The organism is Enterobacter cloacae complex sp. IR5422 (assembly GCF_049238165.1).
Taxonomy (GTDB): Bacteria; Pseudomonadota; Gammaproteobacteria; order Enterobacterales; family Enterobacteriaceae; genus Enterobacter; species Enterobacter roggenkampii.
In genome coordinates this window covers 190,992-207,015 of the sequence record NZ_JBMKHT010000001.1, presented here as the reverse complement: position 1 = coordinate 207,015, position 16,024 = coordinate 190,992, and the positions used below count along the sequence as shown (strand labels likewise).

At 55.6% G+C, this 16,024-nt stretch carries 15 protein-coding genes; 3 read left to right on the top strand and 12 right to left on the bottom strand.

Features of this window, described 5'->3' with window-relative positions; all coding sequences use genetic code 11:
* The first annotated feature begins 27 nt into the window (after positions 1-27).
* The 3 genes from coaE to yacG are packed head-to-tail and all read left to right on the top strand — an operon-like array spanning position 28 to position 1,595.
* Positions 28-648, top strand: a complete 621-nt coding sequence (coaE, locus tag ACOTXT_RS00965) for a dephospho-CoA kinase (RefSeq protein WP_008501971.1) — start codon at positions 28-30, stop codon at positions 646-648.
* On the top strand, positions 648-1,391 hold the full coding sequence (gene zapD, locus ACOTXT_RS00960) for a cell division protein ZapD (protein ID WP_008501972.1): 744 nt from the start codon (positions 648-650) through the stop codon (positions 1,389-1,391). Before coaE ends, zapD begins: the two co-directional genes overlap by 1 nt.
* 9 nt (positions 1,392-1,400) lie before the next feature.
* Positions 1,401-1,595 carry a DNA gyrase inhibitor YacG gene (gene yacG, locus ACOTXT_RS00955; RefSeq protein ID WP_023615920.1) on the top strand — a complete coding sequence of 65 codons (195 nt, stop codon included), beginning with the start codon at positions 1,401-1,403 and terminating at the stop codon, positions 1,593-1,595.
* A gap of 25 nt (positions 1,596-1,620) precedes the next feature.
* Here yacG and mutT read toward each other — a convergent pair whose 3' ends face one another.
* The 12 genes from mutT to murD all read right to left on the bottom strand — a co-directional run bounded on the left by mutT (position 1,621) and on the right by murD (position 16,024).
* On the bottom strand, positions 1,621-2,022 hold the full coding sequence (gene mutT / locus ACOTXT_RS00950) for an 8-oxo-dGTP diphosphatase MutT (protein ID WP_021240520.1): 402 nt from the start codon (positions 2,020-2,022) through the stop codon (positions 1,621-1,623).
* Between the two features lie 57 nt (positions 2,023-2,079).
* Positions 2,080-4,785 carry a preprotein translocase subunit SecA gene (gene secA, locus ACOTXT_RS00945; protein ID WP_021240521.1) on the bottom strand — a complete coding sequence of 902 codons (2,706 nt, stop codon included), beginning with the start codon at positions 4,783-4,785 and terminating at the stop codon, positions 2,080-2,082.
* A gap of 58 nt (positions 4,786-4,843) precedes the next feature.
* A complete protein-coding gene (gene secM, locus ACOTXT_RS00940; protein WP_072205873.1) occupies positions 4,844-5,347 on the bottom strand; it encodes a secA translation cis-regulator SecM in 504 nt (167 codons plus the stop codon).
* Between the two features lie 279 nt (positions 5,348-5,626).
* A complete protein-coding gene (gene lpxC / locus ACOTXT_RS00935) occupies positions 5,627-6,544 on the bottom strand; it encodes a UDP-3-O-acyl-N-acetylglucosamine deacetylase (RefSeq protein ID WP_008501977.1) in 918 nt (305 codons plus the stop codon).
* 101 nt (positions 6,545-6,645) lie between these two features.
* Positions 6,646-7,797, bottom strand: a complete 1,152-nt coding sequence (gene ftsZ / locus ACOTXT_RS00930) for a cell division protein FtsZ (RefSeq protein ID WP_008501978.1) — start codon at positions 7,795-7,797, stop codon at positions 6,646-6,648.
* Positions 7,798-7,860: 63 nt separating this feature from the next.
* Positions 7,861-9,117 (bottom strand): cell division protein FtsA, encoded by a 1,257-nt coding sequence (gene ftsA, locus ACOTXT_RS00925; protein ID WP_006173845.1) that lies wholly within the window; start codon positions 9,115-9,117, stop codon positions 7,861-7,863.
* A complete protein-coding gene (gene ftsQ, locus ACOTXT_RS00920) occupies positions 9,114-9,956 on the bottom strand; it encodes a cell division protein FtsQ (protein WP_008501979.1) in 843 nt (280 codons plus the stop codon). The genes ftsA and ftsQ overlap by 4 nt, the downstream gene beginning before the upstream one ends.
* 1 nt (position 9,957) lies before the next feature.
* Positions 9,958-10,878, bottom strand: coding sequence for a D-alanine--D-alanine ligase (locus ACOTXT_RS00915; RefSeq protein ID WP_021240523.1), 921 nt, complete (start codon positions 10,876-10,878; stop codon positions 9,958-9,960).
* On the bottom strand, positions 10,871-12,346 hold the full coding sequence (gene murC, locus ACOTXT_RS00910; RefSeq protein ID WP_023293287.1) for a UDP-N-acetylmuramate--L-alanine ligase: 1,476 nt from the start codon (positions 12,344-12,346) through the stop codon (positions 10,871-10,873). The genes ACOTXT_RS00915 and murC overlap by 8 nt, the downstream gene beginning before the upstream one ends.
* Positions 12,347-12,402: 56 nt before the next feature.
* Positions 12,403-13,467: an undecaprenyldiphospho-muramoylpentapeptide beta-N-acetylglucosaminyltransferase gene (murG, locus tag ACOTXT_RS00905; RefSeq protein WP_021240525.1), complete on the bottom strand. Its 1,065-nt coding sequence runs from the start codon at positions 13,465-13,467 to the stop codon at positions 12,403-12,405.
* On the bottom strand, positions 13,464-14,708 hold the full coding sequence (ftsW, locus tag ACOTXT_RS00900; RefSeq protein WP_008501983.1) for a cell division protein FtsW: 1,245 nt from the start codon (positions 14,706-14,708) through the stop codon (positions 13,464-13,466). The genes murG and ftsW overlap by 4 nt, the downstream gene beginning before the upstream one ends.
* Positions 14,708-16,024: a UDP-N-acetylmuramoyl-L-alanine--D-glutamate ligase gene (murD, locus tag ACOTXT_RS00895; protein WP_333164355.1), complete on the bottom strand. Its 1,317-nt coding sequence runs from the start codon at positions 16,022-16,024 to the stop codon at positions 14,708-14,710. The genes ftsW and murD overlap by 1 nt, the downstream gene beginning before the upstream one ends.

Genomic DNA, 16,024 nt, shown 5'->3' with positions numbered 1-16,024 from the left:
AATGAATAATTCCCAGGATTTGATTTAATGGGGTATATCGTTGCATTAACCGGTGGCATCGGTAGTGGCAAAAGTACCGTTGCAGACGCGTTTTCTCGTTTGGGTATCACGATTATCGATGCCGATATTATTGCCCGCCAGGTGGTAGAGCCCAATACACCCGCGCTTAAGGCCATCGCAGAACATTTTGGCCAGGCAATCATCAATGCCGATGGCACGCTAAATCGCCGTCAGCTTCGCGAATGCATTTTTTCCGATTCAGCGGAAAAAGCCTGGCTTAATGCCCTGCTCCATCCCATTATCCACCAGGAAACACAGCGTCAGATAGCCGAAGCCCGCTCGCCCTATGTCTTGTGGGTGGTTCCGCTGCTGGTGGAAAATCAGCTGCATCAGAAAGCCGATCGGGTACTGGTGATTGATGTCGCACCCGAGACGCAAATCCAGAGAACCATGATGCGAGACCACGTCTCGCGCGAGCATGCTGAACATATTCTCGCCGCTCAGGCCACGCGCGCTCAGCGCCTTGCCGTGGCGGATGATGTTATTGATAATAACGGCGCACCAGATGCTATTGCATCGGATGTTGCCCGTCTGCACGCGCAGTATCTGACGTTAGCCGGGCAGGCCGTTGCACAGGAAAAACCATAATGTCGACTCACATCCTTTTTGAGCATCCGCTCAACGAAAAAATGCGTACCTGGCTGCGCATCGAATTCCTCATTCAGCAGCTTTCACAACATCTGCCGGTTAACGATCACGCTACGGCGTTGCACTTCTTCCGCAATGTAGGCGATCTGCTGGATGTGATTGAACGCGGCGATGTCCGCACAGAATTGCTTAAAGAGCTGGAGCGCCAGCAGCGTAAATTGCAGGCATGGGCTGAGGTTCCGGGGGTGGACGTAAGCCGTATCGATTCCCTTCGTCAGCAGCTTAAAACCAGCAGCAGCATCCTGATGGCCGCACCGCGCGTCGGGCAGTTTTTGCGTGAGGACCGCCTGATTGGCCTGGTGCGCCAGCGCCTGAGCATCCCTGGCGGTTGCTGCAGCTTCGACCTGCCGACGCTGCATATGTGGCTCCATATGCCACAAGCGCAGCGTGACGCGCAGGTGAACAGCTGGCTGGCAAGCCTGGAGCCGATGCACCAGACGCTGTCGCTGATCCTCGATCTGATCCGTAACTCAGCGCCGTTCCGCAAGCAAACCAGCCTGAACGGTTTCTACCAGGACAACGGTGATGATGCCGATCTTCTGCGCCTGAATTTATCGCTTGGCGAACAGCTTTATCCGCAAATTTCCGGGCATAAGAGCCGCTTTGCGATTCGCTTTATGCCGCTGGACAGCGAAAATGGCACCGTGCCGGAACGCCTCGATTTTGAACTGGCCTGTTGTTAAGGAGTGCCGATGTCTGATGTCACCACCGTAAACTGCCCGACCTGTGGCAAAACCGTTGTCTGGGGCGAAGTGAGTCCGTTCCGCCCATTCTGCTGCAAACGCTGCCAGCTTATTGACCTGGGCGAATGGGCGGCGGAAGAGAAACGCATTCCGAGTAAAGGCGATCTTTCGGACAGCGATGACTGGAGTGAAAACCAGCAGTAATCTGTAAAGCCTGCTGGCGCGTCGCTTAGCAGGCCTTCGGTTGTTCGACTAACCGCAGGATCACAGGTTCATTAGCTGGCGGGAATTTTTCGGCATCACTTGCCTGAAGCTCCACCCAGTTACCCGGCTGCCCCTCTTTCCCCCAGGGTTCACCTTCCCAGTTTTCCACCAGCCAGAACCACAGCGTGATGTGTCTGTCCGGGAACTGGTACTCAAGCTTATCAAACAGCGTTGCGCCAAGCGGGGTGATCCCAACTTCTTCCTGAAGCTCGCGAACCAGCGCCGCTTCCGGGGTTTCACCGGCCTCAATTTTTCCGCCAGGAAACTCCCATTTGTTCGCCATATGGGCGTCGGCAGCACGCTGGGTGATAAAGATTTGGTTTTGCGGGTTGCGAATAATCCCGACGGCAATTTGCAGTATTTTCATATTGTCACTTCCATAAAAAAGGCGCAGATTTCTGCGCCTTTTTGTTTTTTTATGAACTTAGCTCAGACGGCCGTGGCACGCCTTGTACTTTTTACCAGAACCGCAAGGGCATGGATCGTTACGACCCACTTTACGATCGCCGGTTTGCGCGGCGATCGCCGCTGCGGCTTCGCTGTCGTCGGTCTGATGGCTCAGCTGTTGCATTTGTGCCAGACGCTCGGCTTCTTCACGACGCTGCTGTTCCATCGCTTCCACCTCTTCCGGCATACGCACCTGAACCTTGCTCAGGGTGCTGATGACTTCATACTTCAGCGACTCAAGCATAGAGGCAAACATGGAGAAGGACTCACGCTTGTATTCCTGCTTCGGATCTTTCTGCGCATAGCCACGCAGGTGGATACCCTGACGCAGGTAGTCCATCGCCGCCAGGTGCTCTTTCCACAGGGAGTCCAGCGTCTGCAGCATCACGCCTTTTTCGAAGTGACGCATCATTTCAGCGCCAACCACTTCTTCCTTGCGCTTGTAGACGTCCAGCGCGGTTTCGTAGATACGCTCGCGCAGGGTCTCTTCGTGCAGCTCAGGCTCTTTATCCAGCCACTCTTTAATAGGCAGATCGAGGTCAAAGTCGTTTTTCAGACGTTCCTGCAGGCCTTCGATGTCCCACATCTCTTCCAGAGACTGCGGCGGAATGTGCGCATCAATCGTGGCTTTAAACACATCTTCGCGGATGCTGTTGATGGTTTCGCTCACGTCGGACACGTCCAGCAGTTCGTTACGCTGGGTGTAGATCGCACGACGCTGGTCGTTAGCCACGTCATCGTATTCCAGCAGCTGCTTACGAATATCAAAGTTGCGGCTTTCCACTTTACGCTGTGCGTTCGCGATCGCTTTGGTAACCCACGGGTGTTCAATGGCTTCACCCGGCTTCATGCCCAGCTTGCGCATCATGCCGGACACGCGGTCGGAGGCGAAAATACGCATCAGCGCATCTTCCATCGACAGGTAGAAGCGGGAAGAACCGGCATCACCCTGACGACCCGCACGGCCACGCAGCTGGTTATCGATACGACGCGATTCGTGACGCTCGGTACCAATGATATGCAGACCGCCGGATGCCAGCACCGCGTCGTGACGCACCTGCCAGTCGGCCTTAATCTGAGCAATCTGTTCAGGCGTTGGGTTTTCCAGCTCAGCCACCTCGGCCTGCCAGCTTCCGCCCAGCATAATATCGGTACCACGACCCGCCATGTTGGTGGCGATGGTTACCGCAGCCGGATAACCTGCCTGCGCAACAATATCCGCTTCTTTGGCGTGGAATTTGGCGTTCAGTACGTTGTGCTTGATGCCCGCTTTCGTCAGCTCGTGAGAAACCACTTCGGATTTTTCAATGGAGATGGTCCCCACCAGAACCGGCTGGCCTTTAGCAGTACGCTCGCGAATGTCTTCGATGATCGCCTGAATTTTTTCCGCTTCAGTCATGTATACCAGGTCCGGCATATCCTTACGGATCATCGGACGGTTGGTTGGAACGACCACGGTATCCAGCTTGTAGATAGAGCTGAATTCAAACGCTTCGGTATCGGCTGTACCGGTCATGCCCGCCAGCTTCTCGTACAGACGGAAGTAGTTCTGGAAGGTGATAGACGCCAGCGTCTGGTTTTCGTTTTGAATATCCACGCCTTCTTTGGCTTCTACAGCCTGGTGCAGACCGTCAGACCAGCGACGTCCCTGCATGGTACGACCGGTGTGCTCATCGACAATGATCACTTCGCCGTCTTTTACGATGTAGTCGACGTCGCGGGTGAACAGCGCGTGGGCACGCAGCGCGGCGGTCACATGGTGCATCAGCATGATGTTGCTTGGGGAGTACAGAGACTCGCCCTCTTCCATAATGCCTTCAGCCACCAGCAGCTCTTCGATTTTCACCAGACCACGCTCGGTCAGGTTCACCTGGCGCGCTTTTTCATCCACGGAGAAGTGACCTTCACCCTGGAAGGTATCCGAGTCTTCTTTCTCCTGGCGCAGCAGGTGTGGAATGATTTTGTCGACCTTACGGTACATCTCGGAGCTGTCTTCAGCCGGGCCGGAGATGATAAGCGGAGTACGCGCTTCATCGATCAGGATGGAGTCCACCTCATCCACCAGCGCGTAGTGCAGCTTACGCTGGACGCGCTCTTCAGGGCTGAACGCCATGTTGTCACGCAGGTAGTCGAAGCCGTATTCGTTGTTGGTACCGTAGGTAATGTCCGCGTTATACGCTTCACGCTTGGCTGGTGCAGGCAGGCCAGACATGTTGATGCCGACGGTCATGCCGAGGAATTCGAACAGTGGACGGTTGTTTTCGGCGTCACGCTGCGCCAGATAGTCGTTGACGGTAACGACGTGAACGCCTTTACCGGTCAACGCATTCAGGTAAGCCGGCAGCGTTGCGGTCAGGGTTTTACCTTCACCGGTACGCATTTCCGCGATGCAGCGTTCGTTAAGCACCATCCCGCCCAGCAGCTGAACGTCGAAGTGACGCATGCCGAACACGCGCTTACTTGCTTCACGCACGACAGCAAATGCTTCCGGGATCAGGCTTTCTAAGGTTTCACCTTTTTCCAGACGCGCACGAAATTCCGCCGTTTTCGCTTTCAGCTCATCATCAGAGAGCTTCTCCATCGCCGGTTCCATACCGTTGATGACGGCAACAGCTTTGCGCATACGGCGCAGGGTACGATCGTTACGACTACCAAAAACTTTAGTTAATAATTTGATTAGCATAATAAATTCTCAAACGCCCCATCATGGGCAGATAAATTAAGGTATTGAAAAAGTTAATTTAGCTGAGGCGTTGAGGCCCGGCGCGAATGCCGTGAACCTGGCTAATCCAGGTTGAAACAGAGAATGAAACAGGAGGAACGAGCGCGCGATGCGCCGTCTGGCGAACCATGACCGGCGGCTGGCTGTCCTGCGTGAGCAGCGCGTTGAGCGTGTCCAGCAGGGCAAGATGCTGCGCCTGCACCGGCAGCGCCTCTTCCGCAACAGGCATTGCCTGCGGCGCCATCGCGAAGGAGAGATGACGGATAACCGTGCGGATAGCGTGCTGGTGCCAGTAATCAACGGAGAAATTCGGGCGGCGACTGGCTTCGAGCCAGGCGAGATTTGTAAAGTTAACCCGCGTATTGAGATCGTGTTTGCTGGTAGAGGTCTTCGTCGGCGTCGCCGCTTCGGCACTGTTGCTGAGCGCAGGCAAGCCGAAACTCGCCGCGACCATCCCTAATAAGAGATGCGGCCAGAAGTAACGTCTGCCAAATTGTCGCCAGCGCGTCAGTATTCCGCTCACTTGCTCCACCACATAAGCCAGCCTGCTACAGGCTATCTTCAGTTATTTTTTTAAGCGCCCAGATATTACCACTAAAGCCAATACACATCAGCAGGAATGAGGTGCCGCCGCGGGGAAAAACGGTCAAGAATGCAGCTAACGCACACACTTTCTACGCAGGACAGACAAGAAATAACGCTGGGACAAACAAAGAAGGGTAAAAATAAAAACGACTGGTCTTCCTGGCCGGAGAGAGTACCAGGTTAACCAGTCGATTTTTTAACGAAACGGCGTGAACCGTTACGCCAGAACCATGCTTGGCGCTTTGAAAGCTAGCGGCAGTTCAGCTTCGTCTTCGAAGGTCACATATTCCCAGGCTTCCTGTTTTGCCAGGACGGCCTGCAACAGTTTGTTGTTCAGCGCATGACCGGATTTGAACGCGGTAAATGCACCTATGATGTTGTGACCACACATGAACAGGTCGCCGATAGCGTCCAGCATTTTGTGACGAACGAATTCATCTTCGAAACGCAGGCCGTCTTCGTTCAGTACGCGATAATCGTCAACAACGATGGCACAATCGAAGCTGCCGCCCAGGCACAGGCCGCGGGACTGCAGATATTCGATATCACGCATGAAGCCAAACGTACGGGCTCGGCTGATCTGGCGCATAAACGCATCAGCAGAGAAGTTCATCGCATAGCGCTGGGTGCTGGAATCAATCGCCGGATGGTTAAAGTCGATGGTAAAGTCCAGCGAGAAACCATTGTACGGTTTAAATTCAGCCCACTTGTCGCCATCTTCGACGCGAACGGTCTCTTTGATGCGGACAAATTTCTTCGCGCAGTTCAGTTCTTCGATGCCGGCATCCAGCAACAGATAGACGAACGGTGCAGCACTGCCATCCATAATCGGGATTTCTGGCGCATCGACTTCAACAATAATGTTGTCGATACCCAGACCCGCCAGGGCGGCGTTCAGGTGCTCTACGGTAGAAATCCGCACGTCATGCTCGTTCACCAGACAAGTACAGAGCATAGTATCACGCACAGATTTGGCATCGGCCGGAAAATCTACCGGTGGATTCAAGTCGGTGCGACGATAGATGACCCCGGTATTGGCCGGCGCAGGGCGTAACGTCAGCGTGACTTTCTTGCCGGTATGTAAACCGACACCCGTCGCCTGAACGATACGTTTAAGTGTCCTTTGTTTGATCATCGTATAATCTCGCCAAATTAACTATCCAACCGAGAGTGTATATCACTAACGGTGGGCCAGTTTAGCACAAAGAGCGCAAATCCCCTAATTCCAGCCAATTCTTAATCAGCTTGCTTACGCAGGAACGCCGGGATATCCAGATAATCTGGCTCTTTCGCCGTTTGCGGCGTTGGGTCGTTCACCACTTTCGCGGCCGGTTTCTGCTCCTGAGTCAGCGGAGACATACCGTGCTGCTGGTAACGATCCATTACCGGTTGCTGAGTCTGCTTGTTAGTCACTAAGGTGATCTCAGGACGCTTGTCCATACCGATACCGGTTGCAACAACGGTAACACGCAGCTCGTCGTTCATTTCAGGGTCAAGCGAAGTACCGATTACCACGGTAGCGTTGTCAGAGGCGAACGCACGGATGGTGTTACCCACGGTTTCGAACTCATCCAGACGCAGGTCAAAGCCAGCGGTAATGTTGACCAGCACGCCGCGCGCACCAGACAGGTCGATATCTTCCAGCAGTGGAGAAGAGATAGCCATTTCAGCCGCTTCTTCTGCACGGTCTTCGCCGCTCGCCACGCCAGAGCCCATCATCGCGTAGCCCATTTCGGACATCACGGTGCGAACGTCTGCAAAGTCAACGTTCATCAGGCCAGGACGGGTAATCAGTTCAGCGATCCCCTGAACCGCGCCTTTCAGCACGTCGTTTGCTGCACCGAAGGCGTCCAGCAGGGAGATACCGCGACCCAGAACTTTCAACAGTTTGTCGTTCGGGATGGTGATCAGCGAGTCCACATGCTTGGACAGCTCGGTGATACCCTGCTCCGCGAAGGCCATACGCTTCTTGCCTTCAAAATTGAAAGGCTTGGTCACGACAGCAACGGTCAGGATACCTAAATCTTTAGCTACTTCAGCGACAACAGGTGCTGCGCCGGTACCGGTACCGCCACCCATACCTGCTGCGATGAAGACCATGTCCGCACCTTCCAGTGCAGCGCGCAGGGCTTCACGATCTTCTTCAGCCGCATTGCGACCCACTTCCGGGTTAGCCCCAGCTCCCAGCCCTTTGGTGATACCACCGCCGATCTGGATAGTCTGGCCTACCGCCGTCTTACGCAGTGCCTGCGCATCGGTGTTAACCGCGAAGAATTCAACACCTTCAATGCGTTCACGCACCATATGCTCTACGGCGTTACCGCCGCCGCCACCGACGCCGATGACTTTAATCACCGCGTCGTTGGTCAGTTCCATAGGTTCAAACATAATTTCTCTCTCCGTTGTGCCTGTCGCCCGAGACCGCTAATTCTCTCCGGTCTCTTAAAAAAATTAAAACTCTTTTCGCAACCAGTTGTTCAGTCGTTTGACCCACGACCCCACTGAGACGCGTTTTTCCACTTCCGCTTCACCACTGAGATGAGATTCCTTCCCGTAGTGGAGCAGGCCCACAGCCGTTGAATAATACGGCTCCTGAGCATAATCCGTTAAACCGGTGATATTCAGCGGCGCCCCAATACGTACCTGCGTATGGAAGACGCGCTGCGCACAGGCCGCAAGACCTTCAATTTGCGCTGCACCGCCGGTTAATACAATCCCCGCCGCAAGATGATGTTTAACACCCTGCTGACGAAGCTGTTCCTGTAACTGTAAAATTTCTTCGTTGACCAGGTTGAGCAGCTCGGTATAGCGCGGCTCAATCACCTCAGCCAACGTCTGGCGCTGCAGGCTGCGCGGTGGACGACCACCGACGCTAGGCACTTCAACGCTCTCATCTTTGCCAACGATAGAACCCAGCGCACAGCCGTGGCGCACTTTAATCGCTTCTGCATCGCTCGGTGGCGTACCAAAAGCGTAAGCAATATCGCTGGTCACGACGTTCCCTGCGTACGGGATCACTTTGGTGTGGCGCAGCGCACCGCCGGTATACACGGCCATGTCCATTGTACCACCACCAATATCGACCACACAGACACCCAGTTCACGTTCATCTTCGGTCAGTACGGAATAACTTGCCGCCAGACCAGCGAAAATAAGTTGGTCAACTTTCAGGCCACAACGTTCAACGGCTTTTACAATGTTCTTCGCCATATCGTTGTGACATGTGATCAGGTGCACTTTTGCCTGCATACGAACGCCTGACAGACCAACCGGGTTTTTGATCCCTTCCTGGTAGTCAATCGCATATTCCTGCGGGATCACGTGCAATACGCGATGCTCATCGCGAACACGCACGGACTTCGCCGTATGCACAACGTTTTCAACGTCTTCCTGCGTCACTTCCTCTTCGGAAATCGGCACCATACCGATTTCGTTCTGGCAGCTAATGTGCTTACCAGAAAGGGCAAGATAGACAGAAGAAATCTGGCAATCTGCCATCAATTCAGCCTGATCGATGGCGCGCTGGACGCATTTCACCACCGATTCAAGATCGTTTACCCCACCTTTATCCATACCACGTGACGGGCAACTGCCCACGCCAATGATATTGACCATACCGTCGGGCAGAACTTCCCCTACTAAAGCGGCAACCTTCGCGGTGCCAATCTCCAGTCCAACTACCAGTTTTCTGTCCGTCGCCTTGATCATTGTTGTTCTGCCTGTACCTGTGCCTGATTCTGTTGCTGATTAGGTTCCTCGACCGGAGCCGGTACCCAACCGACTGCTGCGCCTGAGTCATAGCGCAAATCAACGTAGCTTATCCGTTTGCCGTCAGTCTGTGCCTGCTGCTGTAAAACCGGGTAAAGTTCGACAAAACGCGCCAGACGCTTCATGGTGTCCCCGCGTCCCAGGTTGAGCTTAATGCCGTTCGTTAACGTAAGCTGCCAGGAGCGGCGCGCCGTCATTGCAGCATCTTTTAACGTAAACCTGTCCTTCGCCAGCACCTGGCCCATTTCACGAAAACCCTGTAAAACCTCGTTTTCGCTGCCTTCAGGGCCATACAACATCGGTAAATTCTGCTTGTTGACACGATCGGTCGGGACGCTGAAGGAATTTCCGTCGACGTCAACCATGTGCTGATCATTCCAACGCGCAATGGGCACATATTCAACCAGATGAATCTTCAATTCATCAGGCCATTGCTTTCTTACGCTCGCCTGTTTTATCCATGGCAGACGTTCAATCTGGCTCTGGATAATATTGACGTCCTGCGTCATAAAGGTGCCAGGCGAGCCCAGTGCCAGTATTGACTGGCGAATATCGTCGTTACGCGTGTAGTGACGCTCACCGGTGACCACCAGCTTAGAAAGCGGCAACCGCTGCGCATCTTCCATCCAGCCCAGGACCATCCAGCCGCTGATAAACACGGTGCACAGTACCCCGAGCAGGAAAATGATGCCTGCAAGACGCGTTCCATTACTGCGGCGTGAAGAGGTGTATTCTTCCTCGTCATCGCGGTTGCGCGTGTTCAATGCAGCCTGAGACATATCAGCCCGCCTGGTCCAGAATGCGTACGACTAACTGCGAGAAGCTCATCCCCGCCTGACGCGCAGCCATCGGCACAAGGCTGTGGCTCGTCATACCCGGAGAGGTGTTGGCTTCCAGCAGATAAAATTGTCCATCCCGGTCCTGCATCACGTCGATGCGTCCCCAGCCCTGGCAACCCAGAACATGCCAGGCTTTAAGCACCAGGGACTGTAAATCGGCTTCACGCTCAGCTTCAAGACCACTTGGGCAGAAATATTGCGTCTCATCAGAGAGATACTTCGCCTCATAATCATAGAAGACTCCGGCGGGTTGGATACGGATTGACGGTAAAATTTCTTCGCCAAGCATCGCGACGGTAAATTCCGGCCCGCTAAGCCATTTTTCTATCAGAACTTCATCATCATGTTGAAATGCCAGCGCTAAAGCGGACGCTAAATCGTCAGCTTTGTCGACTTTGGACATTCCCACGCTGGAGCCTTCCCGACTGGGCTTTACAATAACCGGTAAGCCCAGTTCAGCAATGCGTGCATTAACGCTATCCGGCAGGCCCAATTCAAATTCGCGACGCGTCAGCGCCACCCATGGCGCAACAGGTAAACCTGCGCCCTGCCACAGCAGCTTGCTGCGCAGTTTATCCATAGAGATAGCAGACGCCATCACGCCGCTGCCGGTGTATGGCAGACCGATCAGATCCAGAAGCCCCTGCAGGGTGCCGTCTTCGCCGCCACGACCGTGTAAAGCGATAAAGACTTTATCGAAGCCCATGGCTTTTAACTGCGTCACGTCGACCTCTTTTGGATCGACCAGGTGCGCATTAACGCCACCTTCACGCAGGCCCGCCAGTACAGCGGCGCCGGAATTCAGGGAAACCTCGCGCTCGGCGGAGGTGCCGCCAGACAGGACAGCAATCTTATCAGCCATGATGCTCATCCTCCTGGTTTTGCGGCTTCAGTTTGATTTCAGCTAAGGTACGGGCGATTTTGCCGATATTTCCCGCGCCCTGAATCAGAATCAGATCGTTACCTGTCAGGACCGGTGCCAGAATTTCCGCCACCTGCGCAGGGTCAGAAACCAGAATAGGGTCAACTTTACCGCGTCCACGAATGGTGCGACAAAGAGAACGGCTGTCTGCACCAGGAATCGGCGTCTCGCCTGCGGCGTACACATCCAGCATTAACAGGGTGTCTACCTGTGACAGGACGCTGGCGAAATCGTCATACAGATCGCGCGTACGCGTGAAGCGGTGCGGCTGGAACACCATCACCAGATTTTTGTCCGGCCAGCCTGCACGAGCGGCTTTAATGGTGGCGTCCACTTCGGTCGGATGATGACCATAGTCGTCCACCAGCATCGCCGTACCGGCTTTACCGTTTACCGGATCCAGCGGAAATTCACCGAGGAAATCGAAACGACGCCCGGTGCCCTGGAAGCTTTCCAGTGCGCGCAGAATCGCATCATCATCAATGCCTTCTTCCGTCGCGACGGCCACTGCCGCTGCGGCATTGAGCGCGTTATGGCGCCCTGGCGCATTCAGCGTCACGTGCAGCAGCTCTTTGTCCTGACGCGCCAGCGTGAAGTGTCCCTGCGCGCCAATCTGTTTGTACTCTTCCACGCGGACGTCAGCGTCTTCGCTGAAGCCGTAGGTGGTGATTTGACGACCCACGCGCGGCAGCAACTCGCGGATCACCGGATCGTCCACGCACATCACCGCGCGCCCGTAGAACGGCAGGTTGTGCAGGAAGTTGATAAAGGTCTGCTTTAAGTTCTCGAAGTCACCCTGGTAGGTATCCATATGGTCAGCTTCGATGTTGGTGACAATCGCCACCATCGGCTGCAGGTGCAGGAACGACGCGTCGCTCTCGTCCGCTTCAGCAATCAGATAACGACTGTGGCCCAGACGCGCATGTACGCCCGCGGCTTTGACCAGGCCGCCGTTGACGAACGTCGGGTCGAGACCCGCTTCTGCATAAATACTGGAAACCATCGCCGTGGTCGTGGTTTTACCGTGGGTCCCGGCAATCGCGATGCCGTGGCGGAAGCGCATCAGTTCCGCCAGCATTTCTGCACGGCGGATCACCGGAATGCGCGCGTCGTGAGCGGCAACGATTTCCGGGTTGTCAGAAGAGATGGCGCTTGAGACCACGACCACGCTCGCATCGCGCACGTTTTCCGGGCGATGGTTGAAATAGATAGTCGCCCCAAGCGACGCCAGCTGCTGCGTTACAGGGTTTGGCGCCAGGTCAGACCCGCTGATCTGATAGCCTTCGTTAGCTAACACTTCGGCAATACCGCCCATGCCAGCACCACCGATGCCAACAAAGTGAATGTGCCGGACGCGACGCATCTCGGGCACGATTGAACGCAGTTTTGCCAGTTGTTGTGTATTCATTCTCTAAACGCCATCGACTACTTAAAATTCGTGCCGCGCTTCACGCGCTGCGAGGGTTAAGCCTGGGCTGCCAGGCTCACTTCTTTTGCCACCCGTTCCGTCGCATCAGGGATAGCCGCCGCGCGCGCGCGTTCAGCCATCTCAAGCAATACGTCTCTGTTCCAGCCCGCCAGGGTGGTGGCGACCGCGTCAGCGGTAAATTGTGGCTGCTCAAAAATTTTCGCCGCACCGGCTTTCTCAAGCGGCAGGGCATTCCAGTACTGCTGTCTGTCTTTGTGCTGGAAAGGCACAAACAGGGCTGGCAGACCCGCGGCAGCGATTTCGCTTACCGTTAAGGCGCCAGAACGACAGACCACGACATCGGCCCAGGCATACGCTGCCGCCATGTCGTCGATAAATTCCGTCACGTTATGCTGCGGCTGCCCCGCCTCGGCGTAAGCCTGCTCAACGGTCTGCTGAGCGCCTTTTCCGCTCTGGTGCCAGATGGTGACGGCATCCCCCAGCTTTGCAGCAACCTGCGGCATCGTCTGGTTTAAAATGCGTGCCCCCTGAGAGCCACCGACGACCAGCACACGAACCGGCCCTTCACGGCCCGCCAGGCGAGCGTCCGGCAACGGCAGCGCCAGCACGTCCACACGGACCGGGTTACCTACCACGTCCGCTTTCGGGAACGCGCCGGGAAACGCCTGCATAACTTTGGTGGCGATTTTCGCCAGCCATTTGTTGGTCAGACCGGCAATACCGTTCTGCTCATGCAGCACGACGGGAATACCTAACGACCACGCTGCCAGCCCGCCCGGCCCCGAGACATAGCCGCCCATGCCCAGCACCACATCGGGCTTAAAGCGCTTCATAATGGTGCGCGCCTGACGCCAGGCGTTAAAAATGCGCACCGGAGCCAGCAGCATTGCCTTGAGGCCTTTGCCGCGCAGGCCGGAAATACGAATAAAGTCGATCTCAATACCGTGTTTCGGTACCAGGTCGGCCTCCATGCGGTCTGCGGTTCCCAGCCAGCGTACCTGCCAGCCCTGATCCATTAAATGGTGCGCAACCGCCAGTCCCGGGAACACGTGTCCGCCGGTACCGCCTGCCATCACCATTAACCGCTTCGGTTGATTCATCGTGAACCTCGTGTAAACGCCTGGGCTTTTTCCAGACGCGTTTCATAATCTATGCGCAACAACAGCATGATGGCCGTCGACATAATCAACAGACTGGAACCACCATAACTGATCAACGGCAACGTCAGGCCTTTGGTCGGCAGCATACCCGCTGCGGCCCCGACGTTAACCAATGCCTGGAAACTAAACCAGATACCAATTGAGCAGGCCAGGAAGCCTGAGAAACGGTGATCGATCTCCAGCGCTTTCCGGCCGATGGACATGGCGCGGAAAGCGACGAAGAATACCATTAATAGCGCTAATACCACACCGATATAACCCAGTTCTTCCGCAATAATGGAGAAGATGAAGTCAGTATGCGCTTCCGGTAAATACTCCAGTTTCTGTACCGAGTTACCCAGCCCCTGCCCCCAGAGCTCACCACGACCAAAGGCCATGAGTGACTGCGTCAGCTGATAACCGCTGCCGAACGGGTCTTCCCACGGGTTCCAGAAAGAGGTCACGCGGCGAATACGGTAAGGCTCGGCGAGGATCAGCAGCACAACCGCTGAAATCCCCATCCCAATGATGGCGATGAACTGCCACAGCTTCGCGCCCGCCAGGAACAGCATGGCCAGCGTGGTCACAAACAGTACCACCACGGTACCGAGGTCAGGCTGCGCCAGCAGTAAGACCGCCAGCACCAGAATCACGCCCATCGGTTTTAAGAAGCCGCGCAGGTTGTTACGCACTTCATCTACTTTACGCACCAGGTAGTTCGCCAGGTAGCAGAACAGGGAGAGCTTGGTAAATTCCGCAGGCTGAATACGCAGCGGACCAAAGGCGATCCAGCGTGATGCCCCGTTTACGGAACTCCCCACCACCAGAACGATCAGCAGCATAATGATCGAGGCGATCAGCATCGCCGTACTGTGCCGCTGCCAGAACTCCATCGGTAGACGCAAGGTCACCAGCGCCAGGCAGAATGCCAGGATGATGTACAGACCATCACGTTTGGCAAACAGGAAAGGATCGTTCGCCAGACGCTGCCCGACGGGCATTGACGCTGACGTCACCATAATAAAGCCGACCGCCGCGAGCCCCATTGTGAGCCAGAACAGCGTGCGGTCGTACATGATCAGGCTGTCGTTATCTTTTTGACGAGAGCCCATCACCCAGCCTTTAAGCGCCGCAAACAACCACACCAGGATCCCAAATCCTGGCAGGCGCGGCATTTTCAGGCGAGGGAGAGATAAACGCATCAGCCTAACTCCTTCGCCAGGCGGGTAAAGACATCACCACGCTGTTCGAAATTCTTGAATTGATCGAGACTGGCACAGGCCGGAGAGAGCAGCACCATATCACCCGGCTTCACGCGAGGGGCAATCAGCCGCATCGCCTGTTCCATGGTTTCGGTTTGCTCGGCGACATCAGGGCGCAGTTCAGCCAGCTCGCTGCCGTCACGGCCGAAGCAGTAGAGACGGATGTTATCGCCGGAGAGATACGGCTTCAGGGACGAGAAATCAGCTGACTTACCGTCGCCACCCAGCAGCAGATGCAGGGTACCGTCAACGTGCAGCCCGTTCAGCGCGGCCTCCGTACTGCCCACGTTGGTGGCTTTGGAGTCGTTGATCCAGCGCACGCCGTTGTGCTCCAGCGCCAGCTGGAAACGGTGTGCCAGGCCGGAAAACGTGGTTAATGCTTTCAGGCTTGAGGAGCGCGGCAGCCCCACTGCGTCCGCCAGCGCCAGCGCCGCCAGCGCATTGGTATAGTTGTGCTGCCCAGAGAGCTTCATCTCTTTCACGTTCAGCACTTTCTCACCTTTCACGCGCAGCCAGGTTTCACCCAGCTGGCGGTTCAGATGATAATCACCCATGGTGATGCCAAAACTAATGCAGCGGTCGTCTGCGCCACGCACCGGCATGGTCAGCGCGTCATCGGCGTTCACCACGCAGACTTTGGCATTCTCATAAACGCGCAGCTTGGCGGCACGGTACTGCTGCAGACCAAAGGGATATCTGTCCATGTGATCTTCAGTCACGTTGAGGATCGTCGCAGCGGCAGCATGCAGGCTGGAGGTCGTTTCCAGCTGGAAGCTGGAAAGCTCGAGAACATACAGTTCACAGCCTTTATCCAGCAGCATCAGAGCAGGCAAACCAATGTTACCGCCAACGCCGACGTTCATGCCCGCCGCTTTCGCCATTTCCCCCACCAGGGTGGTGACGGTGCTTTTACCGTTAGAACCGGTAATCGCGATAACGGGAGCCTGCGCTTCGCGGCAGAACAGCTCGATATCGCCAACAATCTCAACGCCCGCATCTGCGGCAGCGCTCAGGGAAGGATGCGCCAGCGCCATACCCGGGCTGGCGACAATCAGATCGGCTGCCAGCAGCCAGTCATCATTCAGACCACCAAGGTGGCGTTCAACCTGTTCCGGCAGCTTGTCCAGACCCGGCGGAGAGACACGCGTATCCATCACGCGCGGCGTCACGCCACGCGCGAGGAAAAAGTCCACGCAGGAGAGCCCCGTGAGGCCCAACCCGATGATAACGACTTTTTTGCCCTGGTAATCTGCCAT

Coding starts and splice junctions, on each gene's coding strand:
- secA (WP_021240521.1), bottom strand. CDS start 4,785: ATGCTAATCAAATTATTAACTAAAGTTTTTGGTAGTCGTAACGATCGT.
- lpxC (WP_008501977.1), bottom strand. CDS start 6,544: ATGATCAAACAAAGGACACTTAAACGTATCGTTCAGGCGACGGGTGTC.
- murC (WP_023293287.1), bottom strand. CDS start 12,346: ATGAATACACAACAACTGGCAAAACTGCGTTCAATCGTGCCCGAGATG.
- zapD (WP_008501972.1), top strand. CDS start 648: ATGTCGACTCACATCCTTTTTGAGCATCCGCTCAACGAAAAAATGCGT.
- ftsQ (WP_008501979.1), bottom strand. CDS start 9,956: ATGTCTCAGGCTGCATTGAACACGCGCAACCGCGATGACGAGGAAGAA.
- murD (WP_333164355.1), bottom strand. CDS start 16,024: ATGGCAGATTACCAGGGCAAAAAAGTCGTTATCATCGGGTTGGGCCTC.
- murG (WP_021240525.1), bottom strand. CDS start 13,467: ATGAATCAACCGAAGCGGTTAATGGTGATGGCAGGCGGTACCGGCGGA.
- mutT (WP_021240520.1), bottom strand. CDS start 2,022: ATGAAAATACTGCAAATTGCCGTCGGGATTATTCGCAACCCGCAAAAC.
- coaE (WP_008501971.1), top strand. CDS start 28: ATGGGGTATATCGTTGCATTAACCGGTGGCATCGGTAGTGGCAAAAGT.
- ftsA (WP_006173845.1), bottom strand. CDS start 9,117: ATGATCAAGGCGACGGACAGAAAACTGGTAGTTGGACTGGAGATTGGC.
- ACOTXT_RS00915 (WP_021240523.1), bottom strand. CDS start 10,878: ATGGCTGATAAGATTGCTGTCCTGTCTGGCGGCACCTCCGCCGAGCGC.
- ftsZ (WP_008501978.1), bottom strand. CDS start 7,797: ATGTTTGAACCTATGGAACTGACCAACGACGCGGTGATTAAAGTCATC.
- yacG (WP_023615920.1), top strand. CDS start 1,401: ATGTCTGATGTCACCACCGTAAACTGCCCGACCTGTGGCAAAACCGTT.
- ftsW (WP_008501983.1), bottom strand. CDS start 14,708: ATGCGTTTATCTCTCCCTCGCCTGAAAATGCCGCGCCTGCCAGGATTT.